Source organism: Streptomyces sp. NBC_01537 (assembly GCF_045040445.1).
In the GTDB taxonomy this organism is placed as follows: domain Bacteria; phylum Actinomycetota; class Actinomycetes; order Streptomycetales; family Streptomycetaceae; genus Actinacidiphila.
On sequence record NZ_CP109392.1, the window covers coordinates 8,549,796 to 8,566,648 of the forward strand.

The window sequence follows — 16,853 nt, forward strand, 5'->3', positions numbered from 1 at the left end:
CCGGCGCCCGGCCTGTCGGCGTGGCGGGCGGCGGGGCGGAGCGGCGTACGCGGTGCGCGCGGTGTTCGCGATGTGGCGGGTCAGCCGGTCCGGGGGCCGGGGACGGCGCCGGGGAGGGCGCCGGGGAGGGCATCGTCGCGTACCGGGACCGAGCGGGCGGCCGGGACCGCGGGCAGCTGCGGCAGTGTGCCCTCCGGGGCCTCGTCGGAGCCGGCGGCGGACGCGCGGCGGGCTCCGTAGCGCCGGTGCACGGCCTGCTTGGTGACGCCGAGGGCGGAACCCACCGCGTCCCAGGAGAAACCGAGCGAGCGATCGAACTCCACGGCCGCCGTGACCAGCGTCTCGACGCTGTCGCGGAGCTCCTGCGCGAGCCGGACGGTGGGGGCGGGGGCGCGGCCGTAGACGACGAATCCGGCGGCGGGACCGCTGCGCCGCGGACGGTAGACATTGCCCAGCTGGGCGGTGAGGGTGCGCAGGGCGTCCACTTGGCGGCGGACCCTCTCGATATCCCGCACCAGCAGGTGCAGGCTTGCCCGTGCCTGGGCGTCGTGCGTTGCGTGTTCGGGCATCAACAGGCCTCTCGGACCGGCTCCGGCATGGATCATGGATCGGGCCGACGCTGTCATCGCTGCCATCATCTGCCCGGGACTTCTCGGTACTTCTCGGTCAATCTCCTTTGACCAACGCGCCAGCCTCCCTGCGGGTCACGCAGCAGGGGGCGCGTTCCGGGCCGCGGGGGGCGCGCAGCGGCGCGTACGCCCCCGCCGCGAGCGGAGCGTCACCCCATAGACTTGGCCGTTGTTCCCGCCTGACCGCCTGACCGCCTGACCGCCTGACCGCCTGACCGCCTGACCGCCTGACCGCCCCACCGCCCCGCCCGACCACTCCGGGAGTCCGCCGCGTGTCCGTCCAGCCGATCCGCCTCTTCGGCGACCCGGTGCTGCGCATGACGGCGCAGCCTGTCACCGTCTTCGACAAGGAGCTCCGTACCCTCGTCAAGTCTCTGACCGAGACCATGCGGAACGCGCCCGGATCCGGCCTGGCGGCGCCTCAGATCGGCGTGTCGCTGCGGGTGTTCACATACTGGATCGACGGCGAGTTCGGCCACCTGGTCAACCCGGACCTCAGCCTCAGCGAGGACGAGCAGGACGGCCCCGAGGGCTGTCTGTCGCTGCCGGGGCTCACCTATGACTGCAAGCGCGCGTACGGGGTCGTGGCCAGGGGCTTCAACATGCACGGCGACCCTGTGACCATCGAGGGCACACAGCTGCTGGCCCGCTGCATCCAGCACGAGACCGACCACCTCGACGGGATCATCTTCATCGACCGGCTCGACACGGCGCAGCGCAAGGCCGCGATGAAGGCGATCCGCGACGCGCAGTGGGCCGGAGAGGTCCCGCCGCAGGTCAGGACCTCGCCGCACAGCACATTCGGCCGCGCGCTCTGACCCTCGAACACCGAAAGGCACTGCACCTACATGAGGCTCGTCTTCGCCGGCACCCCCGAGGTCGCCGTCCCCGCCCTGGACGCCCTGCTGGCATCCGACAGGCACGAGGTCGTCGCCGTGGTCACCCGGCCCGACGCGACGGCCGGGCGCGGCCGCAAGCTCCTCGCGAGCCCGGTCGCGCAGCGGGCGGAGGAGGCCGGCATCGACGTGCTCAAGCCGGCGCGGCCGCGCGACGAGGACTTCCTGGCCCGGCTGCGGGAGATCGGGCCCGACTGCTGCCCGGTCGTCGCCTACGGCGCACTGCTGCCCTCGGTCGCCCTCGACGTCCCGGCCCACGGCTGGGTCAACCTGCACTTCTCGCTGCTGCCCGCCTGGCGCGGCGCCGCACCCGTGCAGCACTCCGTGATGGCCGGTGACGAGGTGACCGGCGCCACCACCTTCCTCATCGAGCAGGGGCTGGACTCCGGCCCGGTGTACGGCGTCGTCACCGAGGACGTCCGCCCCACCGACACCAGCGGCGACCTGCTCACCCGCCTCGCGCACAGCGGGGCGCGGCTGCTCACCGCGACCATGGACGGCATCGAGGACGGCACGCTCGTCGCCCACCCGCAGCCCGCCGAGGGCATCAGCCTCGCCCCCAAGATCACCGTCGAGGACGCCCGCGTCGACTGGAAGGCCCCCGCGCTCCGGGTGGACCGCCTGGTGCGCGGCTGCACCCCCGCCCCCGGGGCCTGGACGCTCTTCCAGGGCGAGCGCTTCAAGCTCGGCCCGGTCTTCCCGCACCCCGAACGGCGGGAACTGGCCCCCGGCGAGCTGGAGGTCGCCAAGAACGCGGTCTACGCCGGCACCGGCAGCTACGCCGTCAGGCTCGGTGACGTACAGCCGCAGGGCAAGAAGCGGATGGCCGCCGCCGACTGGGCACGGGGCGCCCGGATCGCATCAGGCGAGCGGCTGGGCGAGTAGGGCCTGCCCGGGGCCGACGTAGAGTTGGCGTGAACAGCGCAGTCACCGATATCCCCGGAGCACCTTTCACGTGAGCGAAGCGCCCGCCCGCCGTCGTACCGGCAAGCCCTACCGCCGCCCCCAGCGCGATCCCGTACGGATCCTCGCGTTCGAGGCACTGCGGGCCGTCGACGAGCGCGACGCCTACGCGAACCTGGTCCTGCCGCCGCTGCTGCGCAAGGCGGATCTCGACCGGCGGGACGCGGCGCTGGCCACGGAGCTGGTGTACGGGACGCTGCGCAGGCAGGGGACGTACGACGCGGTGATCGCGGCCTGCGTGGACCGGCCGCTGCGCGAGGTGGACCCGCCGGTGCTGGACGTCCTGGCGCTGGGCGCGCACCAGCTGCTGGGCACCAGGATCCCGTCGCACGCGGCGGTGTCCGCGACCGTGGAGCTCGCGCGGGTCGTGCTCGGCGACGGCCGCGCGAAGTTCGTGAACGCCGTGCTCCGGCGGATCGCCGCCCAGGACCTCGACGCCTGGCTGGAGCAGGTCGCCCCGCCCTACGACGAGGACGCCGAGGCTCATCTGGCCGTCGTCCACTCGCACCCCCGCTGGATCGTCTCGGCCCTCTGGGACGCCCTCGGCGGCGGCCGCGCCGGCATCGAGGAACTTCTCGCCGCCGACAACGAACGCCCCGAGGTCACCCTCGTCGCCCGCCCCGGCCGCTCCACCCCCGCCGACATCGCCGGCTCCCTGCCCCCCGAGGCCACCGCCCCGGGCCGCTGGTCCCCGTACGCCGTCCGGCTCGCCGAAGGCGGCGACCCCGCGGCCGTCGACGCCGTGCGCGACGGCGCGGCGGGCGTCCAGGACGAGGGCAGCCAGCTCGTCGCCGCCGCCCTCGCCGCGGCGCCCCTCGACGGCCCCGACCGGCTCTGGCTCGACGGCTGCGCCGGCCCCGGCGGCAAGGCCGCGCTGCTGGCCGCGCTCGCCGCCCAGCGCGACGCCGTGCTCGTCGCCTCCGAGAAGCAGCCGCACCGCGCCCGGCTCGTCGCCCGCGCCCTCTCCGGCAACCCCGGCCCCTACCAGGTCATCGTCGCCGACGGCACCCGGCCCGCCTGGGCCGACGGCGCCTTCGACCGCGTCCTCGTCGACGTCCCCTGCACCGGGCTCGGCGCCCTTCGCCGCCGCCCCGAAGCCCGCTGGCGCCGCCGCGCCGAGGACGTCCCCGGCTTCGCCCCGCTCCAGCGCGGCCTGCTGCAGCAGGCACTGCGCGCCGTCCGGGTCGGCGGGGTCGTCGGCTACGCGACCTGCTCCCCGCACCCGGCCGAGACCCGGGCGGTCGTGGAGGACGCGCTGCGCGACGCCAAGGCCGAGTGGATCGACGTACGGCCGCTGATGCCGGGGGTCGCCGACCTGGGTGACGGCCCCGACGTGCAGCTGTGGCCGCACCTGCACGGGACGGACGCCATGTATCTGGCGCTGCTGCGCCGCACGGCCTGAACAGCGGCGGATCCTCTCGCTGTCGCGGGGGTTTCCGGGGGTCACAGATCGTGGGTGGCCCGGAAGAACTGGTCGATCTCCCGGCGGCCGGGGGCCGGGAGGGCCAGGCGTTCGGTGCCGGGGGCCCGCAGGCCGTCGAGGAGGACGCCGAGGTGCCGGTCGGCCAGGTCCGCGACGGGGCTGCCGTCGGTCGGGTCGGGTATGCGCGGCGGGATCGAGTTGAGCATCAGGACGAGGTCGGAGGCGTTCACGTCCTCCCGTAGGGTTCCCGCGCTCTGTGTCCGGACCACCAGGTCGTCCAGGGCGGCGAGGAGCTCTGTGCGGATGCCGTGGAGCTCGGGTCCCGGCTCTTTGGCACGCCCCCGGGAGACGGGGAAGAGCTGGCTGCTGCGCAGGCGCGTCATGTGGCGCATCACCCGGGTGAATCCGGTCCAGGAGCCCGGTTCCTCGGCCAGGGCGCGCCGTACCTCGGTCAGGCTCTCCCGCATCACCTCGATCGCGACGCGCTCCACCAGGGCGGTCTTGTTCGGGAAGTGCCGGTAGATGGTGCCCATGCCCAGGCCGGACCGTCGGGCGACCTCGGCGATCGACACCTGGTAGCCGAGGTCGGCGAAGACGTCCCGGGCGGCCCGGAGGATCTGCTCGATGTTCTGTCGGGCGTCGGCGCGCAGCCGCCGGTCGTCAGGGGGTGTCGTGGGACTCATTTCCAAGGATGTTAGCCTCCCACCATAATCGGAAATTGAATTTCCGGTTAGCTTGCGCACCCTGGTCCAGGAGGCCCCCATGACCGTGTCGGCAGACCCCCGTACCCACGCCGACGAGGACGCCACGGCCTTCTCCCGCGAGGGAGCCGCCTGGGTGTGGGAAGCCGTCAGCATGCGGGACGCCCCCGAGCACGACTCGCAGTACGAGCAGTGGGCGACGGCCATCAGCGAGGCCAAGCACCAGCGGCAGGGTGCGGTCAAGACCGCCTGCGACCCGCACAACCTGCTCCGCTACAACAAGAACATCACCCCCGGGAACGCCGGACACCCCGGGGAGCGGTGACGGCCCGCAGCGCCGGCCATGTTGAAGATCCATGAATCCGAGCAGCACCTCCCCGCCCTGACCCGGGTCTTCGCCCTGCTCGGCAAACGCTGGAACGGCCTGCTCATCGCCGCCCTCGCCACGGGCCCCGCCGGATTCATCCAGGTACGCCGGCGGGTTCCTGGCATCAGCGACCGCATGCTCTCCGACCGCCTTCACGAGCTGACCACCGCCGGAATCGTCACCCGGACCGTGCACCCCGGGCCGCCTGCCCGTACTCTCTACGCGCTCACCGAGCGCGGCAGCGCCCTTCTCGGCCCTCTGCACGCCCTGGCGTGCTGGGGACGTGAGCATCTGCCGCCACAGCCCCACGGCGCCGACGAGGCCCCGACCGGCTGAGTCAGGGGGTGAGCTGCTGGTGTCCTATGACGGAGAGCAGTTCGAGCTTGCTGTGGCTTTCCGTGCCGGGGCGCGTGGTGAGCACCACCAGGGTCTGTGCGCGGTTCTCGGTGAACAGGACCTGGCCGTCGACTTCGATACGGCCGAGCTCGGGATGGACGATGGTCTTGCTCTCGTCGTACCGCTGGGCGACCTCCTGCAGTTCCCACGCGCGGACGAACTCGGGGCTGTGTTCGGTGAGTTCAGCGACGATCCGGGCGGCTCTGGGAGTGTCGCTGCCGGCTGTCAGCGCGACCCGCAGGCGGGCTGCCTGGGTGCGGCTGTGGTGCGGGTGGTCTTCTTCGGGGTACACCAGGCGCTCGGCGGGGTCGGTGAACCAGCGGTAGTAGGCGCTGCGGGCCAGGCCGGTGTGGCGGGTCTGGTCGCCGAGCAGCGCGGTGGCGAGCGGGTTCATCGCGAGGGTGTCGGCCATGTCGGTCAGCACCAGGGCGGGGGCGTCGTCCAGGCGGTCCAGGACCCGCATCAGGGTCGGGCTGACGTGTTCGGAGCGGTGGAAGCGGGCCGGGGCGTTGTGGCCGATGAGGCCGAAGAGGTGATCGCGCTCGTCCAGGGTCAGCCGCAGCGCCCGGGCCAGGGCGGTGGCGATCTGCACGGAGGGCTGCGGGCCGCGCTGCTGCTCCAGCCGGGTGTAGTAGTCGGTGGACATGCCGGCGAGAGCGGCGACCTCCTCGCGGCGCAGCCCCTGGGTACGCCTGCGCGGCCCCTCGACCAGCCCGACGTCGCGGGCGCGCAGCGTCTCACGCCGCCGACGCAGGAATTCCGCCAGTTCCTTCTTGTCCATGTCGTCCATCGTCGCCGCATCCCGCCCGGCTATCCAGGGACCGCCGATCCATGGAACAAGCCACGGACGGTGCGCGACGGGGATGATCCTGTCCGCCTTGTGCGTTGTGTGTTGGGCGTGATGAAGACTCTTCGACAGCATGGAGATGGGCAGGATGCCGCTCAAAGGCGAGTACGAGCCGAGCACGACGCAGTGGGTACGTGACCAGGTGGAGTTGTACGAAGGCTCCGGTGGCACGGAGGGAACGACGCTGAGCAGCGTGGTCGGTCCGGAAGACGTGACGCGGGGGAGCCTGCCTGTCGTCATCCTGACCACCCTTGGCGCCAAGAGCGGCAAGATCCGCAAGTCCCCGCTCATGCGGGTGGAGTACGACGGTTCCTACGCGGTGGTCGCCTCCATGGGCGGAGCCCCCAAGCACCCGGTCTGGTACCACAACGTGGTGGCCGACCCCCGGGTGGAGCTTCAGGACGGCCCGGTGCGGCAGGACATGCTGGCACGTGAGGTGACCGGGGACGAGAAGGCGGCGTGGTGGGCTCGCGCCGTCGAGGCGTACCCGGACTATGCCGAGTACCAGAAGAAAACGGACCGTCAGATCCCGCTGTTCGTCCTGGAGCCGGCGGCCGAGGAGCACTGACACCACACCGCCGGTTCACCCTGCGAATGCGCAGCCGCGCCCACTGGCGGGCGCGGCTGCCGTACGAGGTCGGCGTGCAGGCAGGGACCGCCGATCCATGGACAAGTGCTCCTCTCCCGCCTTGCGGGTGTCGTTCGTACGGTCGGGGTTGCGGGGCGCTCACTGTCCCGCTCCGCAGCGAAGGAAGAGGACATCCCCATGAAGATGACCGGCAACACGATCCTGATCACCGGTGGCACGTCGGGCATCGGGCTCGGTCTGGCCGTGCGCTTGCACGAGGCGGGCAACAAGGTGATCGTCGCCGGCCGGCGCAAGGAACTGCTGGATCGGATCACGACCGATCACCCCGGCATCGAGGCGCTCGTCCTCGATGTCGCGGACCCGGCGTCGATCGCCCGTGCCGCCGAAACGGTGGCCGCGAGCCATCCGGGGCTGAACGTCCTGGTCAACAACGCTGGCATCATGCTGCGGGAGAGCCTCCTCGACCCGGCTGATCTGCAGATTGCCGAGGACCATGTCACGGTCAATCTGCTGGGCGCGATCCGGATGACCTATGCGTTCCTGCCGCTGCTGGTGGGCAAGGACGACGCGGTCGTCATGAACGTTTCCTCCGCGCTGGCGTTCGTGCCGCTGCCGGTCACTCCGACCTACAACGCGACCAAGGCCGCGCTGCACTCCTTCAGCGAGAGCCTGCGCGTCCAGCTCGCCGACGCTTCCGTCCAGGTGATCGAGGTTGCGCCGCCGGGTGTGCGGACGACTCTGCTGGGTCAGCAGGACGACGAGAACGCCATGCCGCTGGAGGATTTCCTCGACGAGACCCTGACTCTCCTGCACACTCGGCCCGATGCGAAGGAGATCGTCGTGGAACGCGCCAGGTTCGTGCGCGACGCGGAAGCCGGCGGCAGGTACGACGACGTCCTGGCCATGCTCAGCAGCGTCGGCTGACGGCGAAGGCGGACGCCGATGGCCGGGGAGCTGCGTTCAGGGGTGTGACAGGGTGTGACAGGGCTCCCCACGCTCCTGTCACGCAGGTCACAGAGCTGCAAGACTGGACGGCATGGCACGTGAGCAGCGCAGCGTCAGTGGTGGCAGCAGTGGCAGCGGTAGCAGCGGCGGTACCGAGCTGGGGCGTTTCCTGAGCGCCCGGCGCGCCCGGGTGACCCCCGCCGATGTCGGTCTGCCGGTGGGGCTCGGCCTGCGCCGCACACCGGGACTGCGCCGCGAGGAGCTGGCGACGCTCGCCGGGGTGAGCGTCGACTACTACACCCGGCTGGAGCGCGGCAGGGAGAACAATCCCAGCCCCTCCGTTGTCGACGCGCTCGCAGGGGCCCTCCTGCTGGAGGGGGCTGAGCACGATCACCTGCGCGACCTCGCCGCGCGCGCCGCCCGCACCACGCCGCGATCACCGGCCGCGTCCGGCCGGACCGTGGATCCCGGTGTCGAGCTGCTGCTGGAGAGCATGCGGCCCAATCCCGCCCATGTCGTCAGCCGCACGATGGAGGTGCTCGCCTCCAACCCGGGCGGGCTGCGGCTGATGGCCGGGCTGGCGGACTGGCCGGCGCAGCGGCGCAACATCGTGCGCTACGTCTTCCTCCACCCGGCCGCCCGCGACCTGTTCGAGGACTGGGACAACCAGATCCGCGGCTGCGTCGCCCGCCTGCGCGCCCTGGCCGGCACCGAGCCGGACGCCCCCGACCTGGCCGACATCGTCGACGAACTCCTGCTCAAGAGCCCCGAGTTCGCCCGGCTGTGGGAGCGCTACGACGTCACCGGGCACTCCTCCGGCCGGAAGACCTTCCACCACCCCGAGGCCGGAGACTTCACCCTCGGCTACCAGTCCATGGAGCTGGAGGGCGCCCACGGCCAGCGTCTGGTCGCGTACCACGCCGTACCGGGCACCCCCGCGTACGACGCGATGCGCCTGCTGGACATGGCCGTGACCGAGCCCGCCCCGAAGCCCGCCGCGGACCAGCGACGCTGACCGGGGCTCGCCGCTCGATTCTCCCGGCGGGACCCCTCAGTTCTTCGGGACCGGCCTGAGCATCAGGGAGGCCGCCGCGATCACGAGCAGCAGCACGGTGGAGATGAGCAGGCTGACGCGCATGCCGTGCAGGAAGCCGCCCTGGGCGGCGATCAGCGCGCCGTAGACGGCCACGGCCAGGGCGCCGCCCATCTGCCGGAAGGTGTTGAGGACACCGCTCGCCGTGCCTGCCCGGTCGGCGGGAACGTTGTCCAGCAGTACGGCGGTCAGCGACGGCACGGCCAGTGCCCCGCCGGCCCCGACGGGCACCAGCAGCAGCGCCATCAGCCAGGCGGGCGTGGACTGCGGGACCACGCACAGCACCAGCAGGCCCACCGCCATCAGGAACAGCCCGGCGGAGATCGGCACCCGCGCCCCGAACCTCTCCGCCGCCCGGGCCGCCACCAGGTTCATGAAGGCGGTGACGATGGTCATCGGCAGGAACGCCAGGCCCGTGCCCAGCGACGACAGGCCGCGCAGCTCCTGGAAGTACAGGCTGAGCAGGAACACCAGGCCGTAGAAGCCCACGGTGAAGGCGAAGCCGCCCAGCAGCGGGATCACGACGCCGCGGGAGCGGAACAGGTCCAGCGGCACCATCGGGTGCGCGCCGCGCGCCTGGGAGGTCAGGAACACCACCAGTGCCACCGCGGCCAGGCCGAGCGCCGCCGCCACCCGGGGTGTGCCGAAGCCGTCGGCGCCGGCCTCGATCACCCCGTACGTCAGCCCGCCCATCGCCAGGACCGCGGCCACCTGGCCCGTCCGGTCGAACGGCGCGTCCCGGCGCGGTGAGCGCGCGATCCGGGCGAAGAGGAACAGCGCGGCCACGCCCACCGGCAGGTTGATGAAGAAGATCGCTCGCCAGCTCAGCAGGGTCAGGAAGCCGCCCAGCACGGGACCCGCCGCCGAGGCCACCGCGCCGCCCATCGCCCAGATCGAGATCGCCCGCGCCCGCTTGGCCGGGTCCGGGTACGCCTCGCGGATCAGGGCCATGGACGCCGGCAGCATCACCGCGGCCCCCGCACCCTGCACCAGCCGGGCCGCGACCAGCGTCCCCAGGCCCGGGGCCAGCCCGCAGGCCGCCGAGGCGGCGATGAACAGCGCGAACCCGGCCGCGTACGCCTGGCGCGCGCCGATCCGGTCCGACAGCGCGCCTGAGGACAGCAGCAGCGCGGCGAACATCAGCGTGTAGCCGTCCATCACCCACTGCAGGCCCGTGACGCCGCCGCCGAGGTCGTCCCTGATCGAGGGCAGCGCGACATTGACCACCAGGGCGTCGAGCGTGATGACGAAGAAGCCGAGCACGGCCGCTGCCAGCGCCCAGCCGGCACCTGATGCGCGCTGCGCCGGGACGCTCCCCAGAGGGTGCCGGGACGGAGTGACAGGGATGGACATGGGGTCTCTCCTGAGAGGGGAAGGGTTCGGCTGCGGCGGCCGGGCAGCGGGGGAGGGAGGTCAGGGCCGCACAGTGGTGCCCGGTGCGGGGCGACGACCGGGCCGCCGGCCTTCAGCCCGGATACCTCGTGTCGTCGCTCCTGGCGTTGTATTCCTCATCGGTGACGTGCTCGCCCCACTGGGATTCGGGGCCGCCGTCCGGGCCCGGGCCCTCCCACATCGCGAGGTGCGTCATGAAGTGCTCGGGCGCGGCGCCATGCCAGTGCCACTCGCCCGGCGGCGTGTGGACGGTGTCGCCGGGGCGCATCACGACGACCTCGCCGCCGCGGGACTGCACCAGCCCGACGCCCTCGGTGACGTGCAACGTCTGTCCGACCGCGTGGCAGTGCCAGGCGGTGCGGGCGCAGGGCGAGAAGCGCACCACGTTCACCCGCATCCGGGACGGCTCCTCGCCCGCCGCGAGGACGTCGAACCAGACGTCGCCGGTGAACAGCGCGGCCGGTCCCTTCGTCGACGGCTTCTTCGGCAGGATCTCCATGGTGTTGCTCCTTCTCGTCCTGGTGCTCGTTCCCGACGATGTGACGTGGGGTGGCCGAGCGCTCGTCCAGCCTGCTCCCCGGGCTCGCGTCGCGGCAGGCCGCGCTGTGCCTGGGAGCGGTGTTCCGGGGTGTGGCAGGGCCCCCCACGCCTGTGCCGGACAGGTCACGGCGTCGCCACACTGGAGGCATGACACGTGAGCAGCGCACCGCCGCCGGCGGCACCGGGCTGGGGCGCTTCCTGAGCGCCCGCCGCGCCCGGGTGACCCCCGCCGAGGCCGGCCTCACGGCGGGCCCCGGGCTGCGGCGTACGCCCGGGCTGCGCCGTGAGGAACTGGCCACCCTCGCCGGGATCAGCATCGACTACTACACCCGTCTGGAACGCGGCAAGGAGACCCGCCCCAGCCCCTCCGTCGTCGACGCCCTGGCCCGCGCCCTGCTGCTTGACGATGCCGAGCACGAGCACCTGCGCAGCCTCGCCGCGCACGCCGCCCGCACCGCCCCCGATCCGCCCGTCGCGCCCAGCCGGTACGTACGGCCCGGCGTCAGGCTGCTCCTGGAGAGCCTGCGGCCCAACCCCGCGTACGTGGTCAGCCGCACCAACGACCTACTGGCCTGGAACCCCGGCGGACTGCGGCTGTTCGCCGGTATGGAGGACTGGCCGGCCAAGCAGCGCAACATCGCCCGCTACGCCTTCCTCCACCCCGCCGGCCGGGACCTGTTCCACGACTGGGAGCACCAGCTCCGCGGCTGCGTCGCCCGCCTCCGTGCTCTCGCCGGCACCGACCCGGACGCCCCCGACCTCGCCCAGCTCGTCGGCGAACTGCTCCTCAAGAGCCCCGAGTTCGCCCGCATGTGGGAACGCCACGACGTGAAGGGCCGCACCCACGGGCGCAAGACCTACCACCACCCCGAGGTCGGCGACCTCACCCTGGGGTACCAGTCCATGCAGCTCGAAGGCACCCCCGGCCACCGTCTGGTCACGTACTTCGCCGAGCCCGGCACCCCCGAACACGATGCGATCGTCCTCCTCGACATGGCGGCGCACGAGCCGTCCTCGACGCCGAGGGCCCCTGAGGAACAGCGTTACTGACAGCCCATCGGGCCGGCCAGGGCCCAGAGGCGGTTTCCGGTCACTTGTGGATGTCACCCTTCCGATGGCGCAAGCCGCTGCGGGGCCGGGCGGTCCCGTGGACCGTCCATTGTGGCGGAGGACTCCGCGTGGGGCTGTGGCGACCAGCGGAACCTGTGGGAAGTCTGTGGATGATGGCCGCCGGACCTGCCGCGGCGCCTCCGCCCGCCGTGGCCCTGCCGCCGGTGCGCGACTCGGCCGGCGGTTGTCAGGGTGCGCCGGGTGGTTTCAACCCGGGATGTGGGGGACCGGTGATGATCGCTCATATGAGGCGCGTATTTCAGCCATCGGTGTTGAAATCTGTTAACTGCTGATTACCGCAATGTCTTGACTGCAATTCAGGTCCGACGCAAGAATCACATCGAGGCACTGCGACACCAGGCGTTACAGGCATCAGCCTGACGGGGGAAACTGGTGAGCGCTGCGTCGGTGCGCCTTCCTGCGATGCCGGCCAGACGATCTCCTCCTCCTCGCTCCTCTTGGTGTCCCAAGGGAATGGAGGGGGCATGCCCACAACACCGACCTATCCCGGTGTATACATCGAAGAACTTCCCAGTAGCGTCCGGACCATTGGGGCGGTGACCACCTCGGTCACCGCGTTCGTCGGGCACACGCGCCGGGGGCCTGTGAACAGGCCCGTCACCATCACCAGTTTCGCCGATTTCGAGCGGCAATTCGGCGGTCTCGCGACCGAGAGCGCAGTGAGTTACGCCGTTCAGCAGTTCTTTGTCAACGGCGGGACCGTCGCCGTCGTCGTGCGGGCGGTGGCCGCAGGCAGCGGCCAGGCCGCCTCGGTCACGCTGGGTTCCACGCAGACGAGCACGGACACCTCCGTACTGCAGTTGACGGCCAAGGAGCCGGGCGCCTGGGGCGGCGGGCTGCGGGTGGCGGTCGACTACGACACGACGGCGCCCGAGGAGACCTTCAACCTGCAGGTCCTCGACGTCTCCGGCGGGGCCCGCGAGTCGTTCACCGGCCTGTCGGCGCGGGAGGAGGACCCCAACTACGCCGCGGTGATCATCACTTCCGGGTCGTCGCTGGTCGAGGCGAAGGTGCTGGCCGAGGGTCGGCCGGACCCGGTGGGGACGGTCTCCAAGGCGTTCGCCGAAACGCTCCCGGACCTCACCGCCGAGATCAGCGTGACGATCGGGGAGGTGACACGGCAGTTCGCCATCCACGATCCGGAGGCTGACGGCGACGCCCCCACCACCGTCCCCCAACTCGCCCTGCTGCTGGAGCGCAAGCTGCGCGCGATCCCTGACGCGCCCGGCAAGCGCGCCTTCGCCGGCACCAGGGTGACCGCCTTCGGCCGCCGACTGCAGGTCGTCGCGGGCTCCACCGACCCGGCGGACACCATCCGCTTCACCGGCAAGGCGGCCAACGACCTCGGGCTCGAAGGCTCCGTAGAGCCACCGGTCTTCGCGCTCACGGGCGGCGAGGACGGAGGAGCCCCCGGTCCCACCGACCTCACCGGCAGCGAGGCCGGCAAGACGGGCATCCAGGCACTGCGCGACGTCCAGGACCTCAACCTCCTGGTGCTCCCGGAGCTCTCGGCATATGAGGACATCAACGCCCAGATCACCGTGCTCTCCGCCGCCCAGGCCCTCGCCGAGGAGAAGCGGTTCTTTGTGATCGCCGACGCCCCGGCGTCCTGGGACAGCGTCGACGCCGCCCGCGCCGGGCTGTCCGCCTTCGATTCGGTACGCGGCAACCACGCGGCCCTGTACTTCCCCGCCCTGGAACTGACCGACCCGCTCACCGGGCGGCTCCGCGCCTTCCCGCCGTCCGGCGCCATCGCCGGGATCTACGCCCGCACCGACAGCGAACGCGGCATCTGGAAGGCCCCGGCCGGCACCGAGACCCGGATCACCGGGGTCCGGGCGCTCACCGTCGCGGCCACCGACCGGGAGAACGGGCTGCTCAACCCGCTGGCCCTGAACAACATCCGCAACTTCCCGGTGGTCGGCCCGGTGATCTGGGGCGCGCGCACCCTGCAGGGCGCCGACGCGCTGTCCTCGCAGTGGAAGTACGTACCCGTGCGACGGCTCGCCCTCCTGCTGGAGGAGAGCCTGTACCGCGGGCTGAAATGGGTGGTGTTCGAGCCCAACGACGAGCGGCTCTGGTCGCAGATCCGGCTCAATGTCGGGGCGTTCCTGAACACGCTCTTCCGGCAGGGGGCCTTCCAGGGCACCACCGCGCGCGAGGCGTACTTCGTCAAGTGCGACTCCTCCACGACCACCCAGGACGACATCAATCGCGGAGTGGTCAATGTGGTCGTCGGATTCGCGCCGCTCAAGCCCGCGGAATTCGTGATCGTCAAGATCGAGCAACTGGCCGGACAGTTCGAGGTATAGGAAGCTTCATGGCCGAGTTCACCGTCAATGCGCAGCGGTTCGACCCTTACAAGAACTTCAAGTTCCTGGTGGTGTGGGACGGACGCGTCGTCGCAGGTATCAGCAAGATCAGCCCGCTCAAGCGGACGACAGAGGTGGTGAAACACCGCCATGGCGGCGATCCCAGCTCACCGCGGAAATCGCCCGGACGTACCGAATTCGAGGCGGTCACCCTGGAACGGGGTATCACCCACGACCCGGAATTCGACCGCTGGGCGAACAAGGTGTGGCAGGTCGGTTCCGGTCGCGGATCGGAGGTCTCGCTCGCCGATTTCCGTAAGGACCTGGTCATTCAGGTGCTCAACGAGGCCGGGCAGGTCGCGGTGGCGCACAAGATCTACCGGGCCTGGCCGAGCGAGTACCAGATCCTCGGCGAGCTCGACGCCAACGCCAACGCCGTCGCCATCCAGAGCCTGAAACTCGAGCTCGAGGGCTGGGAGCGGGACTACGAGGTGCCCGAGCCCGAGGAACCCAGCTTCCAGCAGCCCGCCTAGGCACCGCTGTGAGCGTGGAACAGGCAGCCCTGCTGGCCATCTGGGAGGCGGGAGCCTCGGCGGGCGGCAGCAGTGCCCACCGGGCCCTGCTGCTGCACTCCGCCGCCCGTCCGGCGGCCGGCCTCGACGAACTGCGGTCGGTGCCGGTAGGCGAGCGGGACGCCGACCTGTACGCGCTGCGCAGCAGGCTGTTCGGCGAGCGGATGGAGGTCCGGGTCACCTGTGAGAGCTGCTCAGAGGAGATGGAGTTCGGCTTCGGGACAGGCGAGGTCATCCGGGCCGCCGCCCCGGTCACCGGCCCGCTGGAGATCGAGGCCGACGGCTGGAGCGTCCGGTTCCGGCTGCCGACCACCGGCGACCTGGCAGCCGTCGAGGATGCGGCCGACCCCCGGGCGGCCCTGGTCGCCAGATGCGTCCTGGAGGCGGTGCGGGCCGGGAAACCGGCCGCGCCCGACCGGCTCCCGGAACGGGTGCGGCGGCTGGTGGCACGGACCGCCGCCGAGGCCGACCCGTGTGCCGATGTGACGCTCAAGGTCGAGTGCCCGCAATGCGGTCACCAGGCCTCGGCCGAGCTGGACATCGTCTCCTACCTCTGGGCCGAGCTCGACGCCTGGGCCCGCGGCATCCTCCTCGACATACATCTGCTCGCTTCCGCGTACGGCTGGAGCGAGCCCGAGATCCTGGCGCTCAGCCCGCTGCGCCGCCGCTACTACCTGGAGCTGTGCGCCGATGCCTGACTTCTTCGACCGCCTGGTGGGGCGGAGCACGCCGGACGCCGCCGGGCGCGGTGTGCGGGTCCGCCCGCGCCTGCCCGGGCCGTTCGAGCGCATCGACGCGTTCGGTCCCGGCGCCGGTCCGCCAGAGCCCGAGACCGGACACCCCGCCGCACCACGTCCCGGCGGGGCCGCTGAGCCGCCCCGGCCGGCCACCGCTGCGGCCGGGGACCGGCAGCCGGCCCGGCCCGCACTGCTCCAGGTCCTCCAGGTCCTCCAGACGCCGGTGGCGCCCCGCGAGCCCGCGCCGCCCGGCCGCCCGCCGGTCCCGGCCGTCCCACTGCTCGTACCGCCCAGGCTGCCGCCCGCCCCGGCCTCGGCACCGCCCGAGCGCCGGGCGGCCGCACCGCGCACCGACGACTCCGCCGATACGCCGCCGAGCCGCCCGGCGGGCCGTCAGGAACCGGCGCCGCAGCGGCCGTCCGGCCCGTCGCGCCCCGCCGCTGTGCCCGCAGCCGCCCGGCCGGCCCCCCGGGTGGCACCAGCCGCCGTGAAGGACGACGGCAGGCGCGGCCGGCGAGCGCCCGAGCGGGTCGTCCACGTCAGCATCGGCAGGCTGGAGGTCAAAGCCGCCGACCGCAGGCCCGCCGCCCCGCCGGCGAGGACCGAGCGGCCCGGCCGCACCGGCCCCGCACTGAGCCTGGAGACCTACCTGACCCGCGAGGAGGCCCAGCGATGAGCAACTCCCTGGCCATCGCCACGGTCACCGAGGCACTGCGCCGGCACATCGCCAACTCCCTCGGCCCCGAGATCACCTTCGCCGTCGACGTCGCCGCCCGCAAACCCCCGGCCGACCCGCCCGCCGACCCGACCATCACCGTCTTCCTGTACCAGGTCACCCCCAACGCCTCGCTCCGCAACGCCGACGCGCCCACCCGCGCCACCGACGGCACCGTCCTCACCAGGCCCGCGGCCGCGCTCGACCTGCACTACCTCATCAGCTGCTACGGGGAGGAGTCGGAACTCGTCTCCCAGCGGCTGCTGGGGTCCGTGGTGCGGACGCTGCACGAATTCCCCGTACTGCCGGTGCCGTTGATCGAGGAGGCGGCCGCCCTGCCACACCTTCAGGGGTCGAACCTCGGTGAGGCCGCGCAGAGGATCCGCTTCACACCCACCTCGATGGACATCGACGACACCTCCAAGCTCTGGGGCATGCTCTACCAGACCCCCTACGCCCTCTCCCTCTGCTACCAGGGCGTCCTCGTCCTCATCGACGGCCGCAGCGAGCCGGTCACCGTCAAGCCCGTGCAGACCCGCACCGTGCGCGCCGTCCCGTCCACCGGCCAACCGGCAACGGGCTGAGGGGCGCGTCGCGATGGAGGG

The 16,853-nt window shown here is 72.1% G+C and carries 19 protein-coding genes; 14 read left to right on the forward strand and 5 right to left on the reverse strand.

Annotated elements, in window-relative coordinates; all coding sequences use genetic code 11:
• Window positions 1-80: 80 nt before the first annotated feature.
• Window positions 81-569, reverse strand: coding sequence for a hypothetical protein (locus OG607_RS39315; RefSeq protein ID WP_405734157.1), 489 nt, complete (start codon window positions 567-569; stop codon window positions 81-83).
• A 332-nt stretch (window positions 570-901) separates the two neighbouring features.
• On the opposite strand from OG607_RS39315, the gene def reads away from it, so the two are divergent.
• The 3 genes from def (at window position 902) to OG607_RS39330 (ending at window position 3,890) form a co-directional block, all read left to right on the forward strand.
• Window positions 902-1,447 (forward strand): peptide deformylase, encoded by a 546-nt coding sequence (gene def / locus OG607_RS39320; protein WP_405734159.1) that lies wholly within the window; start codon window positions 902-904, stop codon window positions 1,445-1,447.
• Window positions 1,448-1,477: 30 nt separating this feature from the next.
• Window positions 1,478-2,410: a methionyl-tRNA formyltransferase gene (fmt, locus tag OG607_RS39325; RefSeq protein ID WP_405734161.1), complete on the forward strand. Its 933-nt coding sequence runs from the start codon at window positions 1,478-1,480 to the stop codon at window positions 2,408-2,410.
• A 70-nt stretch (window positions 2,411-2,480) separates the two neighbouring features.
• Window positions 2,481-3,890, forward strand: a complete 1,410-nt coding sequence (locus tag OG607_RS39330; protein WP_405734163.1) for an RsmB/NOP family class I SAM-dependent RNA methyltransferase — start codon at window positions 2,481-2,483, stop codon at window positions 3,888-3,890.
• 41 nt (window positions 3,891-3,931) lie between these two features.
• Here the strand turns inward: OG607_RS39330 and OG607_RS39335 are convergent, their stop codons facing one another.
• Window positions 3,932-4,594: a TetR/AcrR family transcriptional regulator gene (locus OG607_RS39335; protein ID WP_405734165.1), complete on the reverse strand. Its 663-nt coding sequence runs from the start codon at window positions 4,592-4,594 to the stop codon at window positions 3,932-3,934.
• A gap of 79 nt (window positions 4,595-4,673) precedes the next feature.
• Between OG607_RS39335 and OG607_RS39340 the strand changes: the two genes are divergently transcribed.
• Together OG607_RS39340 and OG607_RS39345 are read left to right on the forward strand one after the other, a co-directional pair.
• A complete protein-coding gene (locus OG607_RS39340) occupies window positions 4,674-4,937 on the forward strand; it encodes a hypothetical protein (RefSeq protein WP_405734167.1) in 264 nt (87 codons plus the stop codon).
• Window positions 4,938-4,955: 18 nt separating this feature from the next.
• Complete coding sequence (locus tag OG607_RS39345; protein ID WP_405734169.1) at window positions 4,956-5,315, forward strand: winged helix-turn-helix transcriptional regulator; 360 nt, start codon at window positions 4,956-4,958, stop codon at window positions 5,313-5,315.
• 1 nt (window position 5,316) lies between these two features.
• Here the strand turns inward: OG607_RS39345 and OG607_RS39350 are convergent, their stop codons facing one another.
• Entirely contained in the window at window positions 5,317-6,156 is an 840-nt protein-coding gene (locus tag OG607_RS39350; RefSeq protein ID WP_405734171.1) for a helix-turn-helix transcriptional regulator, read from the reverse strand.
• 154 nt (window positions 6,157-6,310) lie between these two features.
• On the opposite strand from OG607_RS39350, the gene OG607_RS39355 reads away from it, so the two are divergent.
• The 3 genes from OG607_RS39355 (at window position 6,311) to OG607_RS39365 (ending at window position 8,771) form a co-directional block, all read left to right on the forward strand.
• Window positions 6,311-6,790 carry a nitroreductase family deazaflavin-dependent oxidoreductase gene (locus tag OG607_RS39355; protein WP_405734173.1) on the forward strand — a complete coding sequence of 160 codons (480 nt, stop codon included), beginning with the start codon at window positions 6,311-6,313 and terminating at the stop codon, window positions 6,788-6,790.
• 198 nt (window positions 6,791-6,988) lie between these two features.
• On the forward strand, window positions 6,989-7,735 hold the full coding sequence (locus tag OG607_RS39360; protein ID WP_405734175.1) for an SDR family oxidoreductase: 747 nt from the start codon (window positions 6,989-6,991) through the stop codon (window positions 7,733-7,735).
• Between the two features lie 112 nt (window positions 7,736-7,847).
• Complete coding sequence (locus OG607_RS39365) at window positions 7,848-8,771, forward strand: helix-turn-helix transcriptional regulator (protein WP_405734177.1); 924 nt, start codon at window positions 7,848-7,850, stop codon at window positions 8,769-8,771.
• 36 nt (window positions 8,772-8,807) lie between these two features.
• Here the strand turns inward: OG607_RS39365 and OG607_RS39370 are convergent, their stop codons facing one another.
• Together OG607_RS39370 and OG607_RS39375 are read right to left on the reverse strand one after the other, a co-directional pair.
• Complete coding sequence (locus OG607_RS39370) at window positions 8,808-10,202, reverse strand: MFS transporter (RefSeq protein WP_405734179.1); 1,395 nt, start codon at window positions 10,200-10,202, stop codon at window positions 8,808-8,810.
• A gap of 112 nt (window positions 10,203-10,314) precedes the next feature.
• Window positions 10,315-10,740, reverse strand: a complete 426-nt coding sequence (locus OG607_RS39375) for a cupin domain-containing protein (RefSeq protein ID WP_405734181.1) — start codon at window positions 10,738-10,740, stop codon at window positions 10,315-10,317.
• 188 nt (window positions 10,741-10,928) lie between these two features.
• Here OG607_RS39375 and OG607_RS39380 point away from each other — a divergent pair, with 188 nt between their 5' ends.
• The 6 genes from OG607_RS39380 (at window position 10,929) to OG607_RS39405 (ending at window position 16,832) form a co-directional block, all read left to right on the forward strand.
• Window positions 10,929-11,831, forward strand: coding sequence for a helix-turn-helix transcriptional regulator (locus OG607_RS39380; protein ID WP_405734183.1), 903 nt, complete (start codon window positions 10,929-10,931; stop codon window positions 11,829-11,831).
• Between the two features lie 545 nt (window positions 11,832-12,376).
• On the forward strand, window positions 12,377-14,224 hold the full coding sequence (locus OG607_RS39385; RefSeq protein WP_405734185.1) for a phage tail sheath family protein: 1,848 nt from the start codon (window positions 12,377-12,379) through the stop codon (window positions 14,222-14,224).
• 8 nt (window positions 14,225-14,232) lie between these two features.
• Complete coding sequence (locus OG607_RS39390) at window positions 14,233-14,757, forward strand: phage tail protein (protein ID WP_405734187.1); 525 nt, start codon at window positions 14,233-14,235, stop codon at window positions 14,755-14,757.
• A gap of 14 nt (window positions 14,758-14,771) precedes the next feature.
• Window positions 14,772-15,494: a hypothetical protein gene (locus OG607_RS39395; RefSeq protein WP_405734189.1), complete on the forward strand. Its 723-nt coding sequence runs from the start codon at window positions 14,772-14,774 to the stop codon at window positions 15,492-15,494.
• The gene (locus OG607_RS39400; RefSeq protein WP_405734191.1) at window positions 15,487-16,209 is read left to right on the forward strand and encodes a hypothetical protein; all 723 of its coding nucleotides are present in this window, start codon (window positions 15,487-15,489) and stop codon (window positions 16,207-16,209) included. The genes OG607_RS39395 and OG607_RS39400 overlap by 8 nt, the downstream gene beginning before the upstream one ends.
• Window positions 16,206-16,832 carry a DUF4255 domain-containing protein gene (locus OG607_RS39405; protein ID WP_405734193.1) on the forward strand — a complete coding sequence of 209 codons (627 nt, stop codon included), beginning with the start codon at window positions 16,206-16,208 and terminating at the stop codon, window positions 16,830-16,832. Before OG607_RS39400 ends, OG607_RS39405 begins: the two co-directional genes overlap by 4 nt.
• The last annotated feature ends 21 nt before the right edge of the window (window positions 16,833-16,853 follow it).

Bases quoted from the DNA above. Each gene is read 5' to 3' on its own strand.
- OG607_RS39315 (WP_405734157.1), bottom strand. From the start codon at position 569: ATGCCCGAACACGCAACGCACGACGCCCAGGCACGGGCAAGCCTGCAC.
- fmt (WP_405734161.1), top strand. From the start codon at position 1,478: ATGAGGCTCGTCTTCGCCGGCACCCCCGAGGTCGCCGTCCCCGCCCTG.
- OG607_RS39335 (WP_405734165.1), bottom strand. From the start codon at position 4,594: ATGAGTCCCACGACACCCCCTGACGACCGGCGGCTGCGCGCCGACGCC.
- OG607_RS39340 (WP_405734167.1), top strand. From the start codon at position 4,674: ATGACCGTGTCGGCAGACCCCCGTACCCACGCCGACGAGGACGCCACG.
- OG607_RS39345 (WP_405734169.1), top strand. From the start codon at position 4,956: ATGTTGAAGATCCATGAATCCGAGCAGCACCTCCCCGCCCTGACCCGG.
- OG607_RS39350 (WP_405734171.1), bottom strand. From the start codon at position 6,156: ATGGACAAGAAGGAACTGGCGGAATTCCTGCGTCGGCGGCGTGAGACG.
- OG607_RS39355 (WP_405734173.1), top strand. From the start codon at position 6,311: ATGCCGCTCAAAGGCGAGTACGAGCCGAGCACGACGCAGTGGGTACGT.
- OG607_RS39360 (WP_405734175.1), top strand. From the start codon at position 6,989: ATGAAGATGACCGGCAACACGATCCTGATCACCGGTGGCACGTCGGGC.
- OG607_RS39365 (WP_405734177.1), top strand. From the start codon at position 7,848: ATGGCACGTGAGCAGCGCAGCGTCAGTGGTGGCAGCAGTGGCAGCGGT.
- OG607_RS39370 (WP_405734179.1), bottom strand. From the start codon at position 10,202: ATGTCCATCCCTGTCACTCCGTCCCGGCACCCTCTGGGGAGCGTCCCG.
- OG607_RS39375 (WP_405734181.1), bottom strand. From the start codon at position 10,740: ATGGAGATCCTGCCGAAGAAGCCGTCGACGAAGGGACCGGCCGCGCTG.
- OG607_RS39380 (WP_405734183.1), top strand. From the start codon at position 10,929: ATGACACGTGAGCAGCGCACCGCCGCCGGCGGCACCGGGCTGGGGCGC.
- OG607_RS39385 (WP_405734185.1), top strand. From the start codon at position 12,377: ATGCCCACAACACCGACCTATCCCGGTGTATACATCGAAGAACTTCCC.
- OG607_RS39390 (WP_405734187.1), top strand. From the start codon at position 14,233: ATGGCCGAGTTCACCGTCAATGCGCAGCGGTTCGACCCTTACAAGAAC.
- OG607_RS39400 (WP_405734191.1), top strand. From the start codon at position 15,487: ATGCCTGACTTCTTCGACCGCCTGGTGGGGCGGAGCACGCCGGACGCC.
- OG607_RS39405 (WP_405734193.1), top strand. From the start codon at position 16,206: ATGAGCAACTCCCTGGCCATCGCCACGGTCACCGAGGCACTGCGCCGG.